The following is a 22,956-nucleotide window of genomic DNA, read 5'->3' on the forward strand; positions in this document are numbered from 1 at the left end:
TTAGAAAAATTATATTATGATAATAGACTATCTTAAGGGATAGTCTATTTTTTAGCTTAAATTTAAAGTTTATATATAAATTACGAATTAATCTTTAAACTTTTCAATAGCTTTGGTATACTAAATTGTAAAATAATTTAATTTGGTGGTGAATAACTTTATGAGAGTTAAAGCTTACGGTAAAATAAATATATCATTAGATGTAGTTGGAAAAAGAGAAGACGGTTATCATTTATTAAGAATGATAATGCAAACAGTTGATATATATGATGAATTAGAGTTTGAAAAATGTGACGAAGATATAATTATAAATTGTAATAAGAAGTATTTGCCTGTTGATGAAAATAATTTAGTGTATAAGGCTATAAAATTATTTATGGAAAAGTATAACATTTCATCTGGGGTAAAAGTTAATATAGTAAAAAATATACCGGTTGCTGCTGGCATGGCAGGTGGAAGTGCAGATGCAGCTGCTACACTTAAAGCTATGAGAAGTATGTTTAAAAAAGATGTCACTGATGGTGAGTTAATGGAGTTAGGGCTTAAAATAGGTGCTGATGTTCCTTATTGTGTAGTGGGGGGAACTGCTTTGTGCGAAGGTATTGGCGAGGTTGTAACGAAATTAAAGCCATTTAAGAATAAAATATTAGTTGTAGTAAAACCTAATTTTGGAGTATCTACAAAAGATGTATATAAAGCATTAGAAATAAATAAAATACATAAACATCCAGAAACGGAAAAATTAATAAACGCAATGAAGCAAGAAAATATAAAATATGTATCTAAAAATATGAGAAATGTGCTTGAAAATGTAACTATAAAAAAACACTTACTTATAAAACAAATAAAAGAAGAAATGATGAGAAACGGAGCTTTAGGTTCTATGATGAGTGGTAGTGGACCTACAGTTTTTGGATTCTTCGAGGATATGTTAAAAGCACAAGATTGCTATGATAAACTAAAAGAAAAATATAGAGATTGTTATATAACAAGGACAATATAATTAATAAGAATTTAATTGAATTAATTATATGTTTTAAGGATGTTATATAGGGACACAGGCTGAAAGGTGAGTTTATATAATCTGAAAAACTTTTACTTGCTAAAGGTATGAATTAAAACTTTATATTGGAGTCCTATAATATTAAGAAGAATTTATTGTAAGATATAAAAACAGACTAGAAATTAAAAATGCTAATTTTAAAGGTAACTTTAAAATTAGCATTTTTTTTGAATATAGAAACAAAATATTGCAAACAATAAACTGACTGGAAAAATGAGAGGTGATAATTTTGCAGCTAATTGAAAAATTTGATTTATATTTATTGATTTTAGTGATAATTTCCGGGAGTATGGTATTTTTTGCTGATGCTAAGTATTTTAAGCTTAAGGGAAATTATAAAGCGTATAAACAAGCAAGATATATTAGTGGCGGGGTTATGTTATTAACAATAATATTATTTTTTATAAGATTAATATATGTAATTTAATAATAAGATTAATATACTATTGTGTTTTTCAAGATTGGGAGTGATAGTTTGGAATATAAATTAGAAAATATGGAAGAAAAAATTCATTTATCTACTAAAGAAAATATGGATTTTGTTAAAGCTGTATTTAAAAATGCTACTGATGTAGTTTTTAGAGATTTTTATGCTGGAAATAGAAAATTGGGATTAGTTTATATTGATGGTATGGCAGATAAAGATTTACTAAATGATTTTTTATTAAAACCAGCTATGGCAAATAAAGATAAAATAGATGGGTTTGAAACTTTAAAAAATAGTATAATATCGGTTTCTGATATTAAAGATGTCACTAAAATGAGTGATGGAATACTGTCTGTTCTTTCAGGGGAAACACTAGTGTTTGTTGAAGGACTTCCTTATGCCCATGTAATAGCAAATAGATCTTGGCCTAATAGAGGTATTGGAGAGCCAGCAGGTGAAACTGTTATTAGAGGATCTAGAGAAGGGTTTACTGAAACTATAAGATTTAACACCGCTTTAGTAAGAAGGAGAATAAGAGATACTAGATTAAAAGTAGAGTCTAAACAAATTGGAGTAAGATCTAAAACTGATATTGCAATAATGTATATTGAAGATATTGTTGATCCAGAAATATTAGAAGAATTAAAAGAAAGATTAGACAATATAAATTTAGATGCTATTTTAGATAGTGGATATATAGAGCAGTATATAGAAGAAAATCCTTTTAGTCCATTTCCACAAATTCAAAGTACGGAAAGACCAGATGTGGTAGCAGCTGGTTTATATGATGGTAGAATTGGTATATTAGTTGATAATTCACCTTTTGCATTAATTGTACCAGCAGTAATGGCTACTTTTCTTCAATCTCCAGATGATTATTATAATAGATGGTTAAATGGATCAATTGTTAGAATCATAAGGTTTTTAGCTATAATGTTAGCAATAGTATTGCCAGCATTATATGTTGCTATAACTTCATTCCATACCTCATTAATACCATCGAAACTTGCTTATGCAATGGCTAGGTCCAGAGAGGGTGTTCCATTTCCTGCATATATGGAAGCTTTATTTATGGAGTTCAGTTTAGCTCTTCTTATAGAAGCTATAACAAAGCTTCCTAAACCTGTTGGTTCTACAATAGGTATTGTTGGAGGTTTGATTTTAGGGCAATCAGCAGTAACGGCAGGACTTGCAAGTCCTATAATGGTAATAGTTTTAGGAATTACAGCAATAGCTACGTTTTTGATACCAAATTATGTTATTACCTATGCCTTTTCTTATTTCAGGGTAATGATTATAATATTGGCAGCATTTTTAGGTTTATATGGAGTGGTTATAGGAGTTATATTTTTACTTATTCACTTAATAAGGTTAAAGAGTTTTGGAATACCTTATTTATCTCCAGGAGTAAATCTTTCAGAGAAAGATATGAAGGATATGTATGTAAGACTGCCATTTAGCATTTTTAAATATAGACCTAGATTTATGCATACTCAAGATAAGATTAGACAAAAAGAGTAATTTAAAATTATATGGCATAAATCTTAATGGAGGTTTTAAAAATGAAAGATAAATTTATGATAAAAGACTATGGATTATTTACCACTTTAGTAGCTTCTATGGTTGGTATAGGTCTATTTTATGGGCCCTCTTTTGTAGCAAGAATAGTGGAACAAGATAGTTGGATTTCATGTATACTTATGACAATATTTCTATTTATAGTTCTTTATATGATACATAGTTTAATTAAGATGAATGATTATCAAGGAATAGTAGTAATACTAAGAAATACATATGGACGGTTTTGGGGCAATCTAATAGCTCTGGCATATTCAATAGCCATGATAATTGTTTTATCAGTATCATTGAGATCATTTGCTGATGTTGTTAAAATATTTTTACTACCAAAGACAGAACTAGAAGTGGTAATAGTGTTAATAATATTTGTTGGTATATATTTAGTTAGAGGTGGTTTAGCTAATTTAGTATATTTTAATGAAATAATATTCTTTTTATTATTCATACCGGTAACAATAATATTACTACTTGCAATACCAACTGCAGATTTTCAAAGAATATTACCAGTGTTTACCCACACACCTACAGAGTATATGAAGAGTGTTTTTGAGTTATTTTTTCTGGTAAATGGATTTTGCATAGCATTTGTGTTATTGCCACTTGTAGAAAATAAGAAAAATATAAATAAAATCTTAAGAAGAAGTACTATATTTATAGGTGTTTTCTATACAATTACTATAATTTTAGTAACTGCTAATTTATCTGTTGCTCAAACGGCAGAAAGAATATTTCCTACCATAACTATGCTAAGATCAATCAATGTAAGAAGTGGTGTATTAGAAAGATGGGATGGATTGGTTATGGCTTTATGGGTTTTATTTTATTATGCAACATTTGTTAGTACATATTATTTTTCCACACATATGGTTAAAGATATATTTAATATAGAAGACATAAAGATTGCGGCTATAATATACATACCTTTAGTCTATGCTATGTCCTTATATCCAGAGAATATGGCTCAAATATATACTGCTGGGCTTGGACCGTTTAAAATCATATTTGGAGTAGCTTTAATAATAGTTATATTCCTATCTTACTTTATAAATCTGATAAAGAAGAAAAGGAGTGCTTAAATTATGAAGATGAAAAGAATTATAGTAATAATGATTATGAGTTTAATGTTAGTTGGATGCTCAGATAGTGTAGAAATTGATAATAAAGCATTTGTATCAACTATAGCTATAGATGTAGGCAAAGACATAGAAAATAGAAATAATATAAAAGAAATTAAAACAAAGGATCCATTTACTGAAGAAGGATTAGCATTAATAGAAGTTACTTATGGTATGCCTGATATAAGAAATATGGAGCCAGAAAAAGGGTCCGCAGAAGAAATATCTATAACATCTACTGGGTATTCTATGACAGATGCGTATTTTAATGCATTATCTAAAACTAGTAGAGAATTGCATTTTGGACATAGTAAATTATTATTATTAAGTGAAAGAATTTTTGACTATCCAGATGTGCTAAGTGGAGTTTTGGATTATATAAGTAGAGATTCTATTTTAAATAGATCTATGCTTATGGTTATAACAAAAGGTGATGCTAAAGATTATGTGGGATATAAACCTGTAACAGAAGATAATATAGAAAATTACATATCAGGGCTTATGCTTAACAGCAGTAAGAAAAGTATAATAGTACCAGTTACCCTTCATAATTATTTTTCAAGTATTGGAAGGGATGAGGTGCTAATACCTTATATAGGAATAGAAGGGGAAGATTTAAAGATTTATGGTATGAAGGTGCTAGAAAAATTAACACCAAAGGGAATTTTAAATAATTCTCAAGTATCTAATATTCAGCTTATAAAGGGTGATATAGGAGCTACTGAAAAAATAGCATTTATAGAAGATAAAATAGTTGATTATCAAATTGATGATACTGATTCAAAACTTAGAGTTTCTTATGATAAAGAAAAAAATAAGCTGCATTTAAATTATCATGTTATTACAGAAGGTGAAATAACAGGGGCTTATATGGGTGCTAGAATGCTTGATAGTGATAAAATAAATAATATACAAAATCAACTAAGTGATTCTATGGAAAGAGAATTTTTGGAAACCTTTAAAGTATTGCAAAAGGACTACAATATAGACCCACTAGAAATACGAGATCATATAATAAAATTTAAGCCAATGCTTTGGAGTGAGATAAAAGACAATTGGAGTCAATTGTATAAAGATGCAGATATAACTTTTGATGTAGAAAGCAAGATAAGAAATGTAGGGGTTTCTAATTAAATTTAACAAGAAGACTGCTGAAAGTCAGCAGTCTTTTTATTTTGAAAAATTATAAATTTAAAGATAAGTTTTTTATAAAAATATATTAAAAAAATAATTTTTAATGTATAAAATTTGAAATCATGTAAATAATTAAAATATAAGTTGAAAGTTATAGGGGGAGTTAAAATGAAAAGTGTACAAGTTAATATAAAAAAAATAATAGCATCAGCAATGGTAGCAACTATAACCTTGGGAAGTATATTAGGTTTTTCAATATATAAAAAAAATTCAAATCCATCTATAGAGGAAGTATCTAAAAAGATTATAAGATTTCATGTTATTGCAAATAGTGATGATGAAAATGACCAAGCTGTAAAATTAAAAGTTAGAGACAATGTTTTAAAATATATATCTCCAAAGTTAAAGGATTCAAAATCTATAGGTGAATCTAGAGAAATACTAAAAAAAGAAGATAAAGAAATATTAGATATTGCACAGAATACTCTAAAAGAAAACGGATATAATTATAAATTACAAAGTACATTGTCTAATGAGTATTTTCCTGTTAAAACATATGGAAATATTACATTACCACAAGGAAAATATGAAGCTTATAGAATAATAATAGGGAACGGAGAAGGCCAAAATTGGTGGTGTGTCATGTTTCCACCTCTTTGTTTTGTAGATGTAGAACAGGGGAAGGTAGCCTATCAAGAAACAGAAAAAGAAATGAAAGAAGTTTTAGATGACAAAGAGTATGATATGGTTAATAACTTAAAGAATAATCCTACAAGTGATAAAATAATAGATAATACACAACAAAATGATATAGTTATAAAATCAAAAGCAGTAGAAACAATAAAAGAAATAATAAAAAAATAAATTATATAATAAAGTAGTAATGAAATTATTTGGAAATTAATATAATTACTACTTTATTTTTTTGTTTTAGACAATAAATGTAATATTAAAATCGATTTCATTTTAAACTACCTACATAAATCGTAAAAATAAGTATCTATATTTCGGTAGTGGGCGAAAAATTGATTTAAAACCTATATTTATCAAAAAGTAAAAAGTTTTAAGGGTTAAATTGAGGTTGAAACTATTAGGTGAGTTCATTTAAAATAAGATTACATTTATCAATATCATATTAAAAATGTAGCAATTGATAAAACTATAAATGTATAAAACGGCATTTGAAAAAATTTTTATCTAAATAAACAGGATAAAAATTCATAGTTCAATTCTATATACATATGAACAGATTTAAAGTAAAATTTTATTATGATAGTATAAAATGATGATTGACTTTTTAAATGAAATCTAAGGAGAGATGAAGAATGAAGAAAAAAGTAGCAGTTTTATTTGGTGGACAATCAACAGAGCATGAAGTTTCTAGAGTATCTGCAACTTCTGTATTAAAAAATATAGATCAAAATAAATATGATATATATCCTATTGGTATTAACAAAGAAGGAAAGTGGTTTGAATACACTGGAAATGTAGATAATATAGAAAGTGGAAACTGGGAAAATGATGAATTTTATAAGATTCCATCAGGAGAAAAAATAATATTTAATAAAGAGGTTGATGTAGTATTCCCTGTTTTACATGGTCAATTTGGAGAAGATGGTACAATACAAGGTTTATGCAAGTTAATGAATGTTCCATGTGTTGGTCCTGGAGTTATGAGTTCAGCTGTTTGTATGGATAAAATATATACAAAATATATTTTAGAACATGCAGGTATAAAACAAGCACCTTATGTTGTTGTTGTAAATAGTGAATATAATAAGAATAAATTAGAATTAATAAATAAAATAGAAAACCATTTAACTTATCCTGTGTTTGTTAAACCAGCTAATAGCGGATCGTCAGTTGGAATAACTAAAGCTCACAATAGCGAAGAATTAGAAAAAGGAATAGAAGAAGCATTAAAACATGATAGAAAAGTTTTAGTTGAAAAAGGTATAAATGCAAGAGAAGTTGAAGTTGCTGTACTTGGAAATGATAATCCATCAGCATCTACACCAGGAGAAATAATACCTGCAAAGGAATTCTATGATTATGAAGCTAAATATCATAATGCAGCTTCAAAACTATTAATTCCAGCTGCGTTCAATGATAAAGATATAGAATTAATAAGAGATTTAGCTGTGAAAATATTTAAAGCATTAGACTGTGCTGGTATGGCAAGAGTAGATTTCTTAGTAGATAAAGATACAAATGAAGTTTATTTAAATGAAGTAAATACAATTCCAGGATTTACAAGTATAAGTATGTATCCAAAAATGTGGGATGCAACAGGAAAACCTTATAAAGAATTAATAAGCGATTTAATAGAATTAGCTATAGAAAGAAATAATAGATAATTAAACTATAAGGCACTGTTAGAGGAATCTAGCAGTGTTATCGCTTTATATAGGAAAAAACTTTTTAAAAGTATAAGTTGAAAATAATTTTGTATTGTTATATTAAAAAAGGATAAAATAAAATCAAAGTTAGAGGTATAAAAAATAAATAGTATAAACGGTATTTGCATAAATAAGTTTTGTATTATAATATAAAATGTAATAATTATTTAAATTTAAATGATTTTATTATTATGTTTATAAAAAAATACATATTGAACAAAATAATAGAGATATAAACTATAGTAAATTATTATATATAATGTTTAACGTATAAATAAAAAAATAAGGAGAGTATAATATATATGACAAGAGCATTAGCGATGATTTCAGGTGGGCTTGATAGCATATTAGCCGCTAAATTAATGAAGGATCAAGGGATAGAAGTTATAGGAATATGTTTTAAATCATATTTTTTTAATGAAGACAGTGCAAGAAGGATGGTTGACCAAATCGGTGTTAGACTTGAAGTTGTAGATTTTAGCAAAGAACATTTTGAAATGGTTAAAAACCCTAAAAATGGTTACGGAAAAAATATGAATCCATGTATAGATTGTCATGCTATGATGATGAGATATTCTGGAGAACTGTTAGAAAAGTTCCAGGCTGATTTTATAATAACTGGTGAAGTTTTAAATCAAAGGCCTATGTCTCAAAATAGAACAGCTTTAGATAAAGTTAAAAAGGAAAGTGGAATAGGAAATAAGATATTAAGACCGTTATGTGCTAAAAATCTTCAACCAACTGAGATGGAACAGCAAGGTTTAGTTGATAGGGAAAAACTTTTAGATATAAGTGGAAGAAGTAGAAAAGTTCAGATGGAACTTGCAGAAAAGTGGGGTATTAAAGAATATCCGTCTCCTGCAGGTGGATGTAAGTTAACAGAACCAAATTACTCAAAAAGATTAAAGGATATACTACAAAATAAAAAAGATGTAGAAGAAAGAGAAATACAACTTTTAAGATTTGGTAGACACTTTAGAGTAAGCGAAAATGCAAAAATAATATCAACAAGAACAGCTGACGAAGCAGAACACATTAAAAAATTATTAGGTAAAGATGATACTATATTCTTAGCTAGAGATTTTAAAGGTTCTATGGTTATTGGTGTAGGAGAATTATCACAAGAAGATATCGAGTTTGCAGCAAAAGTAACAGCTAGATATTCAAAAGGAAAAGATTCAGAAAAAGTTGTTGTTAAATATGGAAAATATGGTAAACCATCAAATAACATAATAGAAGTAGAAACGATAACAGATAAGGAATTAGATAAATATATTGTAAACTAGTGGAGGGCATATGGAGAAAGAATCTATAAAAAAAGAAGCTATAATAAGTATTATAAGTACACAAGGGGATGATGGAGCAGTAGAAGTTGTGACAGCTGGGTCTTTTTATAAAGAAGATGGCTATTATTATGCTACTTATGAAGAAACAGAAGCATCTGGTATGGAAGACACTAATACTACTCTAAAAATAAATGAAACAGGATTTTCTTTAATAAGAGAAGGTTCTATAACTACAAAAATGAACTTTGAAAGAAATAAAGAAGATGATATACTGTATAGTACACCTCATGGTGGGTTATCTTTAAAAATAAGAACAAAATCTATTAAAATTGATATAGGTGATTTTGGAGGAGAAATAAAAGTAGAATATGATATGTCTGCTATGGGTCAACCACCATTAGAAACAAAATTAATTGCAAAAATAACTATAAAAGAGTAATGTGAGATAAAAAGGTGACATGGAAAATGTCACCTTTTAAAATTATAAAATATTAATAAAATCCCAATGCGTATAATTCAATATGAATATTTTCTATTTGTTGAATTTTATAGTACCAGTATGTATAATGGACTATTATAGTTTGAAAAAATATAAAAATATAATTGAAATGTTAAAAAGAGTAATGATTTTTGCTTTTTAACACATATTAATATTAAATTATTGTAAAAATTTATTAATAATATAAAAAAACATGTTAATTATTTGAATAATATGGATAAAATAAACTATATACGTTATAATTTATTTCAATGACGTATATTTAAATAATTTAAAAAATGTTAACATATTGTTTGTGATATAAATTTTATTATAAAAATAGTTATAATAAATTTTAAAAATAACTAGGAAGAGAGGATTGTGTAGGTGGAAAAATTAATGGAAAAGAACTTAGAAGATATGAATTTATCAGAGCTTAAAGAAATTGCAAAAGAACTTTCTATAAAAGGAATCTCTAAGTTTAAAAAGTTGGAATTAATAGAAGCAATAAAAAAAGTTTCACCTGTTTCAATAGAAAAATCAGGAGTAGTATTAAGAGAAAAGATTGCTCCTAAGGACAATAAGAATGATGATACTAAAACTATTGAAAGCGATGACATAGATAATAGACAAAGCCAAAACAATGGGGTAACAGAACGAGAATCTTTTGAAGAAAAGAAAGAAAGATTAAAGGAACTTATAAGTGAGTCTGGTTCTTCGAAAGGTGTTTTAGAGATTAGTGATAATGGAAACTTCGGGCTTTTAAGGTCAAACAATTATTTAAGTGGTCCAGATGATATTTATGTTTCTTTATCTCAGATAAGAAGATTTAATTTAAAAACTGGAGATGAAGTATCCGGAAAGGTGAGAATACCTAAAGAGGGAGAAAAATATAAGGCTTTATTGTTTGTTGAAAGTATAAATGGAGAAAACCCAGAGATAGCTGCAAGAAGAACATCTTTTGAAAAACTTATTCCAATATACCCAAAGGAAAGAATACAATTAGAAACTGATTCAAGTGATTTATCTTCTAGATTAATGGATATAATATCCCCAATCGGAAAAGGTCAAAGAGGAGTTATAGTAGCACCTCCTAAAGCTGGAAAAACAACACTTTTAAAGAAAATAGCTCAAAGCATATCAAAAAATCACCCTGAAATTAATTTAATTGTTTTATTAATAGATGAAAGACCAGAAGAAGTAACGGATATGCAACGTTCTATCCAAGGAGATGTAATTTATTCTACTTTTGATGAAGAACCAGAACATCATGCAAAAGTTGCTTATATGGTTCTTGAAAGAGCTAAAAGAATGGTAGAACAAGGTCAAGATGTTGTAATTCTTTTAGATAGTTTAACAAGACTTGCAAGAGCATATAATTTAACAATAACAAGAACAGGAAGAACTTTATCTGGTGGATTAGATACCGGTGCACTTTTAATGCCTAAAAAGTTTTTTGGTGCAGCTAGAAATGTTGAGCAAGGAGGCAGTTTAACTGTACTTGCAACAGCGTTAGTTGAAACTGGAAGTAGAATGGATGATATGATTTTCGAAGAATTTAAGGGTACAGGAAACATGGAAGTTCATCTAGATAGAAAACTTCAAGAAAGAAGAATATTCCCGGCTATAGATATATATAAATCAGGAACTAGAAGAGAAGATTTATTATTAAGTAAAAATGAGTTGGAAATTACATATAACATTAGGCAAACTATGTATAGTGATGGAAATTCACAAGGGGTTACGGAAAAATTAATAAATCTTTTATCAAAAACAAAGAATAATAAAGATTTTTTTGATATAATTGGAAAAAGTTCTGACTTATTAAAATAAATAACTAAAAAAATAGAAGCTATGAATTAAAAAAATAATTCATAGCTTTATTTTTATAAATTACAAAAAAATAAAAGCAAGAAAACATCTTGCTTTTTATAACCTTACTACTTAAGGTTGAATTTTTTCATGAACTTGTCAACTCTTCCACCAGCATCAACAATTTTTTGTTTTCCAGTGAAGAATGGGTGACATTTAGAGCAAATCTCTACTTTTAATTCATCCTTAACAGATCCAGTTGTGAAAGTTTCACCGCAAGCACATTTAACTACTGCTTCGTGATTGTAATTTGGATGTATTCCGTTTTTCATGTATTTCACCTCTTTCGAATTACATATCCGTATTGTCAACTACTAAATTATATCACGGCATAAAATATAAAGTCAACAACATTAACATTATATCCAATATTTAATAACTATAGTCTTTAAAAATATTGAAACTAAAGGATGGGAAAAATTTTCTTTGTTTGATTTAAAAATAATAATGGATTACAATAAAATATGCAATTTAAAGTGAAGTGAAAAAATATATCTTGGAGGTGTTTTATGAGTAAATTGTATTTTAGGTATGGTGCAATGAACTGTGGAAAATCTACAAATTTATTGCAAGTAGCACATAATTATGAGGAAAGAGGAATGAAGGTTCTTATAATAAAACCGAAAACAGATACTAAGGGAGCAGACAAAGTAGTATCTAGACTAGGTGTTACAAGAAACGTTGATTTTTGGATAGACAAAAATATAAATATATATAATTTGATAAATGATTATATAAAAAATAATGGAGGTGTGAATTGTGTACTGGCAGATGAAGCTCAATTTTTTACATCAAAGCAAATAGATGAGCTATTTGAAGTAGCTGTAAAATTGGATGTGCCTACAATATGTTATGGCTTAAGAACAGATTTTCAAATGAATGGGTTTGAAGGAAGTGCAAGATTGCTTATGTTGGCGCATAGCTTAGAGGAACTTAAAACTATATGTAATTGTGGGAAAAAGGCTCTTTTAAATGGTAGAAAAATAAATGGGAAATTCGTATTTGAAGGAGAACAAATTGCTATAGATAAAGAGGATAATGTAGAATATGAAGCATTATGCCCAAAATGTTACTTTGACTATAAAGAAATATATGAAAGTGATAAAAATTAATTTTATATTTAAGTAGGTGTTTATTATGGAAGAGGGTTTAAATAGTAAAAAAAGAAAGACTTCTGTTGGCGGGCAAGCTGTAATAGAAGGCGTAATGATGAGAGGAAAAGAACGAATAGCCACTGCTGTTAGAGTTGATGATAAGACTATAAAAGTTGATGAAAAAGAATGCAATATAGCGAGTAAGAGATTTAAAATATTATCGTTACCTATAATAAGAGGTTTTATTGCACTTATAGAATCACTTATTATAGGTATAAACAGTTTAAATTATTCAGCATCACTATTTGAAGATTACGAAGAAGAATGTAAGTTTGATAAATGGTTTGAAAGTATTTTTAAAGATAAGAGTAATGATGTACTAGTAGGAATATCATTGGTTTTAGGAGTAGCTTTTGCATCGGTATTGTTTTTTATAATACCAACGGTACTAGCGAGTTTTATAAAAAAGTATTTAACTGCTAATACTATAATTTTAAATATAGCTGAAGGGGTCATAAGAGTTCTAATATTTTTCTTATATGTAGTATTAATAGGAAAGCTTGATGATATAGAAAGAACATATATGTATCATGGCGCGGAACATAAGACTATAGCATGTTATGAAGCTGGAGAAGAGTTGACTCCTGAAAATGCGAAAAAATACACAAGATTTCATCCTAGATGTGGAACAAACTTTTTATTTTTGGTTATGATTATAAGTATAATGATATTTTCATTAACTGGTTGGGAGTCAGTATGGCAAAGAATAATATCAAGATTATTATTATTGCCAGTAGTTACAGGGGTTACCTATGAAGTAATAAGATTTTTAGGTAAAAGTGAAAGTAATTTAGCAAAAATAATAGCAAAACCAGGTTTAATGTTACAAAAACTAACAACAAAAGAACCGGACTTAAAAATGTTAGAGGTTGCTATTATTGCATTAAAATCTGCTGAAGGAATAGAAGATTCTAAAGAAGAGGTAAAAGATGAAAGTAGCACAGTTATTAACTAAAGGATATGATATATTAAAAAATAATAATATAGAAAGTTATATGCTAGATACCCAATTATTACTTTGCAATGTTTTAAAGGTTGATAAATTGTATATAATGCTTAATAGGGACAAAGACATTGAAAATGAAAAAGTAGAAAAGTTCCTAGAATTTATAAAATTAAGAAGTGAAAAAATGCCTATAAAATATATTTTAGGTGAAACTGAGTTTATGGGTATTAATTTAAATGTAAAAGAAGGTGTATTAATACCAAGACCAGATACAGAGATTTTAGTTGAAGAATGTATAAAAATTATAGAAAATAACAATCTTAAGGATATATGTGATTTGTGTTGTGGAAGTGGTGCTATAGGATTATCCATAGCTTACCATACTAAAAATACTAATATAAATTTATATGATATTAGTAGTGATGCAATAGAAGTTACTGGTGATAACATAAAAAAACTTAACATGGATGAAAGATGTCATTTAGAATTTAGCAACTTACTAGAAAAAAGTATTTTAAATAAAATAGAGTTTGATATGATAGTATCTAATCCACCATATATAAGAAGGGATGTAATTCCAAACCTTATGGATGATGTTAAAAACTATGAACCACATTTAGCTTTAGATGGTGGGGAAGATGGTTTAATTTTCTATAGGAAAATAGCTAAACAAAGCAAAAATGTATTGAGAAATAATGGATATATTGCTTTCGAAATTGGTCATGATCAAAAGGAAGCTGTTATGGAAATACTAGAAATAGAAGGCTTTTCAAAGGTTTATAGTTTAAAAGATTTATATGAAAATGATAGAGTTGTTATAGGCCAAAAATAGTTAAATAAATCTGATTAAATTGCAAAGAAAAAAAAATATTGGTATAATGAAATGATGAAATTTATTACTTAAATAGGACGTTAAAAAGAGTGATTCATGGCAATGGTAATAAATCTAAAAGATTGAAATATAATAAAAATTTCCTTAAGAATTAATAAGGTTTAAAAATAAAATTTATGATGTACGGAGTGATAAAGTTATGTTAGAGAGATTGGAATTCATAGAAAATAAATATGACGAGCTTTCAAATAAAATAAGCGATCCTTCTGTTATGGCAAATCAGAAAGAATGGCAAAAACTATGCAAAGAGCATTCAGATATGGAAATTATGGTTGCTAAATATAGAGAATATAAAAATGCTTTATCTAGTTTAGAAGAAAACAAAGCAATGCTAGTTGAAGAAAGTGATAAAGAAATGAAAGACATGATTCAAGAAGATATTAAAAGTCTTAATGAAATAATTGAATCATCACAAGAAGAATTGAGAATACTACTATTACCTAAAGATCCAAATGACGATAAAAACGTATTTATCGAAATAAGAGGTGGAGCAGGTGGAGATGAAGCTGCACTATTTGCTGCAAACTTATTCAGAATGTACACAAGATATGCTGAAAGAAATAGATGGAAAGTAGAAGTTATGAGTGCAAATGAAACTGATATTGGAGGTTTCAAAGAAGTTGTATTCATGGTAAAAGGTGATAAGGCCTATAGTAAGTTAAAATATGAAATAGGAGTTCATAGAGTACAAAGGGTTCCAGATACAGAATCAAGTGGTAGAATTCACACTTCAACAGCTACAATTGCAGTTTTACCAGAGGTTGATGATGTAGATATAGAAATAAATGCAAATGACTTAAAAATAGATGTATTTAGAGCATCAGGAAATGGTGGACAGTGCGTTAACACTACAGACTCAGCAGTTAGAATGACACACTTACCAACAGGACTTGTAGTATCTTGCCAGGATGAAAAATCACAGCTTAAAAATAAAGAAAAGGCTTTAAAAATATTAAGAGCTAGATTATATGAACAAGCAGAAGCAGAAAGATCAGCAGGAATAGCAGAAGATAGAAGAAGTCAAGTAGGAACAGGGGACAGAAGTGAGAGAATAAGAACCTACAACTATCCACAAGGAAGAGTTACTGACCATAGAATAGGTGTAACATTATATAAATTAGAAAGTTTCCTTGATGGAGATATAGATGAAATGTTAAATGCTTTAATAACAGCAGATCAAGCCGAAAAAATGAAGTCAATGGGAAATAATATTGGCTAATAACTATATAAATCTATGCTCAAAAAGTATGGTATACCTAATAATATTTGGGGCTTACTTAGTATAAAATCATAAGAAATTCTAATTATATTAAAATTACAATTGATTTAAATTAGAGTTCTTATATGGGTTCTAAAATGTATATTAATTTAGATATTGTAAATTTTAGACATTCATAACAGTGGAACACATGCTCGAAAGTAGTTTCAATTTAAATTCGAGCTTGTATCCATGTAATATACAAAAGTGAAAATGCGTTAAAATTTGAATAATGAATAAAAGTTTTTATATTTAAATTTTTTATTGGAGCGTGAGAGTATGGATATATATAAAGTCCTAAAGAAGCAAAAAAAATCTTATAAGAGATTTGTGCTGTTTATGGGCTTTATTTTTATATTATTGCCAGCAGTACTTATCTATTCAAAGATGTTGAGTGCTTTCTTTATAGCATATTTGATAATACTTGAAATATTAATATTTCAACTAATACTTATAAGATATAATGAGGAACATTTACATTTTAAACAAGTTAACAAAAAAATAGTGATAGAAGTCGGTGTATTAAGAAGAAAATATACTATATCAACAGATAAAGTGGCGATAATACATATTATGAAATCTGTTAAAAGTTTTGAGATTTTAATTATAACTAAATCAAGATTTAGAAATAAAAGGCTGAAACATGTAGATTTTAGATTTTTAGATAAACAAAAAACAATAAATAAATATTACAATAGAGTAAAATTAGAAAATGATGGTCCTTATTTTTATTTTGTAATAAGAAAAGGTGGAGTGAAAAAGTATTTATTATTAGATTTTTTATATAAAACTTGTGTTGGAGCTGCATTTACAGATGAAGCTATAGAAAAGATAAAAGAATATAGAAGTTAAGAATAAAATTAGTTTCCTTAAAATACATTGATTATGTAGGGAGTCAAACTTAAAGTTAAGTTTATCATTCAAAATTTTCTAATGATAAAGTTATAAAATAAAGTTTTATACCTTATAATTTGTAATGAGTGAGGGATTTTTATGGGAACTATAATTTATATAGGTATATTTTCAGCATTAATATCTGTATTAGGAACACTAATAGGAGCTTCAATAGGTGTTTTATTGAAAAAGCCATCTAAAAAATTAATGGGAAGTATTTTAGGCTTTGCTACCGGAATAATGATTGCGATAATATTTTTAGAACTAATTCCAGAGGCCATAAAATATAATGGTTTTGGAATTACTTTAATATATATTCTTTTAGGAATAATAGTAATTTTAATTACTGATTTATTAAGTCAAAAGATAAATGAAAAAAGAGATTCTCATTTGAAAGTTGCTTTTTTGTTGGCTTTGGCGATGATGTTACATAATTTTCCGGAAGGGCTTATAATGGGATTTGGTTTTTTAAAAGAAAGTAATTTAGGAATGAAAATGGCTATTTTAATATCTATACATGATATACCAGAAGGCTTAGCTATTGCTACACCTTTAGTTGTATCAGGGGTTAAACCGAGTAAAATATTAAGATATGCATTTTGGGTTGCATTTCCAACAATGATAGGTGCGTGGCTAGGAATAGTATTAGGTACAATATCACCGCTAATTTTAGGTGGATGTATAGCTTTTGCCAGTGGTGTTATGATATATGTAGTTTTTGGTCAAATGATGTTGGAAACAAATGAGTTAACTGATGGATTTACGGCAGGAATAACTACAATTTTAGGGATAATTATAGGATTTATAATGTTAAATACTATTTAAAACATTATGATAAATTAAAATCATTAAATAGATAAAAAATAGAGGTGTTTTTATGGAAACAAAAGTTGCAAGATTAACAGAAGAAAATTTAGACCATGTTATATTGGAAGAAGCTGGACAAGTAATAAAAGAAGGTGGATTAGTAGTTTTCCCAACGGAAACAGTTTATGGATTAGGTGCAAATGCCTTAGATGAAGAAGCTGTAAAAAAAATATTTTTAGCAAAAGGAAGACCACAAGATAATCCTTTAATAATCCATGTTGCAGATTTTGATATAGAAAAGTATGTAAAAGAAATACCAGCTGCAGCAAAAGAGATTATAAATAAGTTTTGGCCAGGCCCAATAACATTAATTTTAGAAAAAAAAGATATAATACCAGGAGTTACAAGTGCGAATTTATCTACAGTAGGGGTAAGAATGCCTAGTAATAAAGTCGCTTTAGAACTTATAAAAGCCTCTAATGCACCTATAGCAGCACCATCTGCAAATATATCAGGAAGACCAAGTCCAACAGATTTAGAAAGTTGTATTGAAGATTTAAATGGCAAGGTAGAATATATATTAGGTGGGAATGAAAGTGAAGTAGGTATAGAATCTACTATAGTTGATTGTACTTCTGAACCACTATGCATATTAAGACCAGGTGGAATAACATTAGAAATGTTGAAAGAGATAGATAAAGATGTTTATATAGATCCATCTGTATGTTCAAAACCAAAGGAAGGTTTTAAGCCAAAAGCACCAGGAATGAAGTATCGTCACTATGCACCAAAAGCTCCTGTGAAAATTTTTAAAGGAGAAATTAAAAAAACTATTGCAAAAATTAACGAAATGATGTTAAATTATATAGAAAATGAAAAAAAGGTAGGAATCATAGCAACAGATGAAACTATGGAAAAATATAATGGTGGATTAGTAAAAACTTTAGGTAGTAGAGATAGTTTAAATGATGTTGCAAAACATTTATTTAGAGTTTTAAGAAGCTTTGATTCTGAAGATGTGGATGTTATATTTTGTGAAGCCTTTGATGAAACTGGAGTTGGTTTAGCTATAATGAATAGATTAAACAAAAGTGCAGGCTTTGACATTATAGAAATTAAATAAAAAAATATAGTTTGAATAAATATTGAAAGGAGAAGGATAATAATGAAGATATTGTTTATATGTACTGGTAACACCTGTAGGAGCAATATGGCGGAAGCATTGTTTAATTATCATTGCAAGCTTAAAAATGTATCTGCAATTTCAGCAGGCTTATTTATTAATCCTTCTTCTAAAACCTCTTTTAATACAGGTTTTGTATTAAAAGATAAGTATGACATAGATATATTGAAAAGAAAGCCAGTACAATTAAATATGGAAATTATGAAGCAATCACATTTAGTCTTAACAATGACTAAATATATGAAAACTTACATATTAAATGAAGAGCCTAGCTTTAAGGACAAGGTATTCACATTTAATGAGTATTTAGGTAAAAGTGATGATATCATCGATCCTTTTGGTGGTGACGTTGATATGTATTTAAAGACTTTTAACCAGTTAGAAGAAAATATTCTATTGCTTATTGATAATTTAAAAAAAGATACTAGTAATTAACTGATATCTTTTTTTTTATATAATTTGGAGGTGTTCAATTTGAGAATTGCATTAGGCAGTGATCATGGTGGATTAAACTTGAAAAAAGAAATAATACTACATTTAGAGAAAAAGGGATATGAAATAAAAGATTTCGGAACATATACTGAAGACTCTTGTGATTATCCAGATTTTGCGCTACAGGTTGCAGAATCAGTAGTAAAAAAGGAATTCGATTTTGGAATTTTAATATGTGGTACAGGAATAGGAATTAGTATAACAGCTAATAAAGTACCAGGAATTAGGGCAGCGCTTTGTAGTGATACTTTCAGTGCACATGCAACAAGAGAACATAATAATGCTAATATATTAGCTTTAGGTGAGCGTGTAGTTGGAAAAGGTCTTGCATTAGACATAGTAGATACTTTTTTAAATGCAGAATTTCAAGGCGACCGCCATCAAAAGAGAATAGATAAAATTACTAAAATAGAAGAAAAATATTCAAAATAGGGGGAACAAATAATGAGTAAAGTAACAATAATAACACATCCATTAGTACAACATAAATTAGCAATAATAAGAGATAAAAATACAGGGGCTAAAGATTTTAGAGAATTAGTTGAAGAGGTAGCTATGCTTATGGCATATGAAGTTACTCGTGATATGCAAGTTGAAGATGTAGAAATAGAAACTCCTATATGCAAAACAACTTGTAAAATGCTTTCAGGTAAGAAGATGGCTATAGTACCAATATTAAGAGCAGGTCTTGGAATGGTTGATGGTATGTTGAAATTAATACCAGCAGCAAAAGTTGGTCATATAGGAATGTATAGAGATGAAGAAACATTACAACCAGTAGAATATTTCTGTAAATTACCTCAAGATATTGAAGAGAGAGAAGTAATAGTTACAGATCCAATGCTTGCAACAGGTGGTTCAGCAATTGATGCAATATGTGCTCTAAAAAGTAGAGGAGCTAAAAGTATTAGATTAATGTGTTTAGTATCTTCACCAGAGGGAGTAAAAGCAGTTCAAAATGTACACCCAGATGTAGATATATATCTTGCAGGTTTAGATGAGAAATTAAATGAGGATGGCTACATAGTTCCGGGATTAGGTGATGCCGGAGATAGATTATTCGGAACAAAATAAGTTATTAAAATGATAAGTAGAACCTATCTACTTATCATTTTTTATTTGAAAAACAAATAGATAAATATTAATTATAATAAATTTACATAATTGTTACAAATGCTCAAATTCTGTGCTATTCTCTATTAAGACTATTTACAAAATAAGTTAAATAAGGGGAGATTTTTATGAAGAGCAAAAGATTTTTATGTTTTGCATTATCAGCTTTTTTAACATTAGGGCTTGTAGGCTGTGGCAATAAAAATTCAGTTAACACAAAAGGGGATTCAGCAAAAACAGAACAAACACAAATAAAAGATGGAGGAACAATGATATTTTCATCATCTACTGATCCAACATCTTTAAATCCATTTTTTCAACAAAACAGGGTAACGTTTACTATAAATAGAGCACTATTTGATCCATTATTTGTAATAGATAAGGATGAAACAAAATATTATCTAGCAGATTCTATGGAAGTATCAGAAGATAAACTTACATATAAGATAAAATTAAAAGACAATTTAAAATGGCATGATGGAGAAAAAATAACAGCAGAAGATTTAATATATACTGTTAATGTTGCTAAAGATGAAAAACAAGGAATAGAAGATAGAGAAGTTTTTATAGTAGATGGTAAGGAAGTTGAAATGAAAAAGGTTGATGATTTAACAGTTGAATTTAAGTTACCTCAACCGTATGCACCATTTGATGCAGGAATAGGTTCTTTGAAAATAATTCCAAAACATGTATTTGAAGGGGAAGCAGATTTAGCAAAATCAGAAAAAAATAATAATCCAATTGGTTCTGGTCCATTTAAATTTAAAGAGTGGAAAAAAGGAGAAATGGTTACATTAGAAAGATTTGATGACTATTATAGTGGAAAACCACATTTAGATAGTGTAGTTTATAGAATAATACCAGACGCTAATACATCTAGAGTTGCTTTTGAAAATGGTGAAATTTCAGCATCTTATTTAACAGAAGAAAGATATGAAAAATTTTCTCAAGATTCTAAATTTAATACTTTTAAATTTGAAGAAGGTATGCTAAATTACTTGGTATTTAATGAGAAAAATGAAAATTTAAAGAAAAAAGAAGTAAGACAAGCTATATGCTATGCATTAAATAAAGAAGAATTATTGAAAACTATATTTAAAAATTTAGATAATACTCAAAAGGCATACTCAATTTTAACACCAGATACTAAATATTATAGTGACGACGTTGAAAAGTATGATAATAATATAGAAAAAGCTAAAGAACTTATGAAAAGTGCTGGAGCAGATAAAATAAAAATTAATTTTCAATATATAGAGGGTGATGACAATTTAGTTATGATGGTTAAACAACAATTAGAAGCTATAGGAATAGAAATTGACCCTCAAAAACTTGATAAAAATACATTCTTTGCTAAAATGTTTGGTGAAGTAGAAAGAGATTATGACATAATTTATAATGGATATGTTATGGGAAATGACCCAGATGGCTATTCAAGTGCATTTACTTCAGATGGAGAGATGAATGCTCAACTATATGAAAACAAAGAATTAGATGAATTATGGAAACAAGGTGCAAAAGAAGTCGATGAAGCTAAAAGAAAAGAAATATATATAAAAATTCAAAAGACACTAGCAGAAGATGCAGTTGTTTATCCTATTGAATATTACAAGTCTTTAATAGGGGTAGATGCTAAGTTTGGTGGAATTGAAGAAGCTAAATTAGTTCCTATATATATGTTTGAAGATTTATCAAAAATTTATATGAAACAAGAATAAAATAATAAACTAGGCTCATTTACCTTTTTATATGATACATTAGGTTTTTGAGCCTTTTTTTAGTGAGGAAGTGAAGTTTTTGAAGAAAAAAATTTTAAAAAGAATTACTCAAGCAATACCTATGTTGTTTTTTATATCTTTTATATCATTTATGCTTATGAACTTAGCACCTGGTGACCCAGCGCAAGGTTTTATAACAGCTAGAATGTCAAAAGAACAAGCTGATTTAATAAGAGCAAGTTTAGGACTAGATCAACCGGTGATGATAAGATACCTTTCTTGGCTTAAAACAACATTAAATGGAGATTTAGGATATTCATTAATAACAAAACAACCAGTAATTAGCGAAATTGGCTCAAGGATATTGCCAACATTAGGTCTTATGGGGGCATCACTTGTTTTATCGGTAACAATATCTATTCCATTAGGATTATATACAGCATTACATAAAAATAAGTTATTAGATAATATAGTAAATTTTTTAAGTTATATTGCTATATCAATACCAAGCTTTTGGTTTTCTATGATATTAATAACTATATTTTCTTTAAAGCTTAGGTGGTTACCAAGTGTTGGGATGAGGACTATTGGTATAGAATCTGCATGGGACATAATAAAACATGGAATACTTCCTACTGTTGTTCTTAGCTTTTCAAGTACAGCAGTTTTAACTAAATATGTAAAATCTAGTACAATAGGTCAACTTAAAGAGGATTATATAACTACTGCTATGGCAAAAGGATTGCCACGTAATAAAGTTTTATTTAAACATGTTATGAAAAACTCTCTTTTACCAATAGTAACAATACTAGGTATGAGCTTACCGTCACTAGTATCTGGTGCTTTTATAACTGAAACAGTTTTTGGATGGCCAGGAATGGGAAGACTTGGTGTAAATTCTATTCAAGCGTTAGATTATCCAATGATTATGGCTATGACTATGTTAACATCAATAATGGTTCTTATAGGTAATTTGCTGGCAGATATATGTTATCTTATTATAGATCCAAGAATGCGTAGAGGTGAATAACTGTTAAAGTAAACCTATAAATATGTATAAAAAAATATTGTTATTTTATAGATATAGTTGTATAATTTAATTGAGGTGATAAAGTATGAAATACTACTCAATAGGAGAATTTGCAAC

The 22,956-nt window shown here is 28.0% G+C and carries 22 protein-coding genes; 21 read left to right on the forward strand and 1 reads right to left on the reverse strand.

Translation table 11 applies throughout. From position 1 onward, the window contains the following. Window positions 1-160 precede the first annotated feature (160 nt). From ispE to rho, 9 genes are all read left to right on the forward strand, one after another. Window positions 161-1,003, forward strand: coding sequence for a 4-(cytidine 5'-diphospho)-2-C-methyl-D-erythritol kinase (gene ispE / locus AZI32_RS01080; RefSeq protein ID WP_061994073.1), 843 nt, complete (start codon window positions 161-163; stop codon window positions 1,001-1,003). 556 nt (window positions 1,004-1,559) lie between these two features. Then, the gene (locus tag AZI32_RS01090) at window positions 1,560-3,011 is read left to right on the forward strand and encodes a spore germination protein (RefSeq protein ID WP_061994097.1); all 1,452 of its coding nucleotides are present in this window, start codon (window positions 1,560-1,562) and stop codon (window positions 3,009-3,011) included. Between the two features lie 41 nt (window positions 3,012-3,052). Then, on the forward strand, window positions 3,053-4,144 hold the full coding sequence (locus tag AZI32_RS01095; protein WP_061994075.1) for an endospore germination permease: 1,092 nt from the start codon (window positions 3,053-3,055) through the stop codon (window positions 4,142-4,144). Between the two features lie 3 nt (window positions 4,145-4,147). Further along, entirely contained in the window at window positions 4,148-5,317 is a 1,170-nt protein-coding gene (locus tag AZI32_RS01100) for a Ger(x)C family spore germination protein (protein WP_061994076.1), read from the forward strand. Window positions 5,318-5,485: 168 nt separating this feature from the next. Beyond that, entirely contained in the window at window positions 5,486-6,181 is a 696-nt protein-coding gene (spoIIR, locus tag AZI32_RS01105; RefSeq protein ID WP_157450814.1) for a stage II sporulation protein R, read from the forward strand. A gap of 461 nt (window positions 6,182-6,642) precedes the next feature. Continuing rightward, window positions 6,643-7,674, forward strand: a complete 1,032-nt coding sequence (locus tag AZI32_RS01110) for a D-alanine--D-alanine ligase family protein (protein WP_061994077.1) — start codon at window positions 6,643-6,645, stop codon at window positions 7,672-7,674. Between the two features lie 344 nt (window positions 7,675-8,018). Continuing rightward, entirely contained in the window at window positions 8,019-9,002 is a 984-nt protein-coding gene (locus AZI32_RS01115; protein ID WP_061994078.1) for a DUF814 domain-containing protein, read from the forward strand. Between the two features lie 10 nt (window positions 9,003-9,012). Beyond that, complete coding sequence (locus AZI32_RS01120; protein WP_157450815.1) at window positions 9,013-9,441, forward strand: DUF1934 domain-containing protein; 429 nt, start codon at window positions 9,013-9,015, stop codon at window positions 9,439-9,441. 438 nt (window positions 9,442-9,879) lie between these two features. Next, the gene (gene rho / locus AZI32_RS01125; RefSeq protein ID WP_061994079.1) at window positions 9,880-11,313 is read left to right on the forward strand and encodes a transcription termination factor Rho; all 1,434 of its coding nucleotides are present in this window, start codon (window positions 9,880-9,882) and stop codon (window positions 11,311-11,313) included. Window positions 11,314-11,420: 107 nt separating this feature from the next. On the opposite strand, the gene rpmE is transcribed toward rho, so the two are convergent. Then, complete coding sequence (gene rpmE / locus AZI32_RS01130; RefSeq protein ID WP_061994080.1) at window positions 11,421-11,624, reverse strand: 50S ribosomal protein L31; 204 nt, start codon at window positions 11,622-11,624, stop codon at window positions 11,421-11,423. Between the two features lie 237 nt (window positions 11,625-11,861). On the opposite strand from rpmE, the gene AZI32_RS01135 reads away from it, so the two are divergent. The 12 genes from AZI32_RS01135 to AZI32_RS01190 all read left to right on the forward strand — a co-directional run bounded on the left by AZI32_RS01135 (window position 11,862) and on the right by AZI32_RS01190 (window position 22,839). After that, window positions 11,862-12,464, forward strand: a complete 603-nt coding sequence (locus AZI32_RS01135) for a thymidine kinase (RefSeq protein ID WP_061994081.1) — start codon at window positions 11,862-11,864, stop codon at window positions 12,462-12,464. A 25-nt stretch (window positions 12,465-12,489) separates the two neighbouring features. After that, a complete protein-coding gene (locus tag AZI32_RS01140; RefSeq protein ID WP_061994082.1) occupies window positions 12,490-13,461 on the forward strand; it encodes a DUF1385 domain-containing protein in 972 nt (323 codons plus the stop codon). After that, entirely contained in the window at window positions 13,436-14,284 is an 849-nt protein-coding gene (gene prmC / locus AZI32_RS01145; protein WP_061994083.1) for a peptide chain release factor N(5)-glutamine methyltransferase, read from the forward strand. The genes AZI32_RS01140 and prmC overlap by 26 nt, the downstream gene beginning before the upstream one ends. Before the next feature lie 199 nt (window positions 14,285-14,483). Beyond that, window positions 14,484-15,563, forward strand: coding sequence for a peptide chain release factor 1 (prfA, locus tag AZI32_RS01150; RefSeq protein ID WP_061994084.1), 1,080 nt, complete (start codon window positions 14,484-14,486; stop codon window positions 15,561-15,563). A 318-nt stretch (window positions 15,564-15,881) separates the two neighbouring features. Next, window positions 15,882-16,454 (forward strand): hypothetical protein, encoded by a 573-nt coding sequence (locus AZI32_RS01155; protein WP_061994085.1) that lies wholly within the window; start codon window positions 15,882-15,884, stop codon window positions 16,452-16,454. 141 nt (window positions 16,455-16,595) lie between these two features. Continuing rightward, window positions 16,596-17,321, forward strand: coding sequence for a ZIP family metal transporter (locus AZI32_RS01160; RefSeq protein ID WP_061994086.1), 726 nt, complete (start codon window positions 16,596-16,598; stop codon window positions 17,319-17,321). Window positions 17,322-17,373: 52 nt separating this feature from the next. After that, on the forward strand, window positions 17,374-18,426 hold the full coding sequence (locus AZI32_RS01165; protein WP_061994087.1) for an L-threonylcarbamoyladenylate synthase: 1,053 nt from the start codon (window positions 17,374-17,376) through the stop codon (window positions 18,424-18,426). A gap of 42 nt (window positions 18,427-18,468) precedes the next feature. Continuing rightward, window positions 18,469-18,921, forward strand: a complete 453-nt coding sequence (locus tag AZI32_RS01170) for a low molecular weight protein arginine phosphatase (RefSeq protein ID WP_061994088.1) — start codon at window positions 18,469-18,471, stop codon at window positions 18,919-18,921. 39 nt (window positions 18,922-18,960) lie between these two features. Continuing rightward, entirely contained in the window at window positions 18,961-19,410 is a 450-nt protein-coding gene (gene rpiB, locus AZI32_RS01175) for a ribose 5-phosphate isomerase B (protein WP_061994089.1), read from the forward strand. Window positions 19,411-19,422: 12 nt separating this feature from the next. Then, window positions 19,423-20,052: a uracil phosphoribosyltransferase gene (gene upp, locus AZI32_RS01180; protein ID WP_061994090.1), complete on the forward strand. Its 630-nt coding sequence runs from the start codon at window positions 19,423-19,425 to the stop codon at window positions 20,050-20,052. Window positions 20,053-20,219: 167 nt separating this feature from the next. Next, window positions 20,220-21,809, forward strand: coding sequence for an ABC transporter substrate-binding protein (locus AZI32_RS01185; RefSeq protein ID WP_061994091.1), 1,590 nt, complete (start codon window positions 20,220-20,222; stop codon window positions 21,807-21,809). 70 nt (window positions 21,810-21,879) lie between these two features. Next, window positions 21,880-22,839, forward strand: coding sequence for an ABC transporter permease (locus tag AZI32_RS01190; protein WP_345968943.1), 960 nt, complete (start codon window positions 21,880-21,882; stop codon window positions 22,837-22,839). Window positions 22,840-22,956 lie beyond the last annotated feature (117 nt).

This window comes from Clostridium sp. ATCC 25772, from assembly GCF_001573875.1.
Taxonomy (GTDB): domain Bacteria; phylum Bacillota; class Clostridia; order Clostridiales; family Clostridiaceae; genus Clostridium_J; species Clostridium_J senegalense.

What these genes read in the sequence shown, in the direction of transcription:
- AZI32_RS01135 (WP_061994081.1), top strand. Translation starts at nt 11,862, where the DNA reads ATGAGTAAATTGTATTTTAGGTATGGTGCAATGAACTGTGGAAAATCT.
- AZI32_RS01115 (WP_061994078.1), top strand. Translation starts at nt 8,019, where the DNA reads ATGACAAGAGCATTAGCGATGATTTCAGGTGGGCTTGATAGCATATTA.
- AZI32_RS01155 (WP_061994085.1), top strand. Translation starts at nt 15,882, where the DNA reads ATGGATATATATAAAGTCCTAAAGAAGCAAAAAAAATCTTATAAGAGA.
- AZI32_RS01170 (WP_061994088.1), top strand. Translation starts at nt 18,469, where the DNA reads ATGAAGATATTGTTTATATGTACTGGTAACACCTGTAGGAGCAATATG.
- upp (WP_061994090.1), top strand. Translation starts at nt 19,423, where the DNA reads ATGAGTAAAGTAACAATAATAACACATCCATTAGTACAACATAAATTA.
- AZI32_RS01120 (WP_157450815.1), top strand. Translation starts at nt 9,013, where the DNA reads ATGGAGAAAGAATCTATAAAAAAAGAAGCTATAATAAGTATTATAAGT.
- AZI32_RS01160 (WP_061994086.1), top strand. Translation starts at nt 16,596, where the DNA reads ATGGGAACTATAATTTATATAGGTATATTTTCAGCATTAATATCTGTA.
- AZI32_RS01100 (WP_061994076.1), top strand. Translation starts at nt 4,148, where the DNA reads ATGAAGATGAAAAGAATTATAGTAATAATGATTATGAGTTTAATGTTA.
- AZI32_RS01140 (WP_061994082.1), top strand. Translation starts at nt 12,490, where the DNA reads ATGGAAGAGGGTTTAAATAGTAAAAAAAGAAAGACTTCTGTTGGCGGG.
- rho (WP_061994079.1), top strand. Translation starts at nt 9,880, where the DNA reads ATGGAAAAGAACTTAGAAGATATGAATTTATCAGAGCTTAAAGAAATT.
- ispE (WP_061994073.1), top strand. Translation starts at nt 161, where the DNA reads ATGAGAGTTAAAGCTTACGGTAAAATAAATATATCATTAGATGTAGTT.
- spoIIR (WP_157450814.1), top strand. Translation starts at nt 5,486, where the DNA reads ATGAAAAGTGTACAAGTTAATATAAAAAAAATAATAGCATCAGCAATG.
- prmC (WP_061994083.1), top strand. Translation starts at nt 13,436, where the DNA reads ATGAAAGTAGCACAGTTATTAACTAAAGGATATGATATATTAAAAAAT.
- AZI32_RS01110 (WP_061994077.1), top strand. Translation starts at nt 6,643, where the DNA reads ATGAAGAAAAAAGTAGCAGTTTTATTTGGTGGACAATCAACAGAGCAT.
- prfA (WP_061994084.1), top strand. Translation starts at nt 14,484, where the DNA reads ATGTTAGAGAGATTGGAATTCATAGAAAATAAATATGACGAGCTTTCA.
- AZI32_RS01165 (WP_061994087.1), top strand. Translation starts at nt 17,374, where the DNA reads ATGGAAACAAAAGTTGCAAGATTAACAGAAGAAAATTTAGACCATGTT.
- AZI32_RS01095 (WP_061994075.1), top strand. Translation starts at nt 3,053, where the DNA reads ATGAAAGATAAATTTATGATAAAAGACTATGGATTATTTACCACTTTA.
- rpmE (WP_061994080.1), bottom strand. Translation starts at nt 11,624, where the DNA reads ATGAAAAACGGAATACATCCAAATTACAATCACGAAGCAGTAGTTAAA.
- AZI32_RS01090 (WP_061994097.1), top strand. Translation starts at nt 1,560, where the DNA reads ATGGAAGAAAAAATTCATTTATCTACTAAAGAAAATATGGATTTTGTT.
- AZI32_RS01185 (WP_061994091.1), top strand. Translation starts at nt 20,220, where the DNA reads ATGAAGAGCAAAAGATTTTTATGTTTTGCATTATCAGCTTTTTTAACA.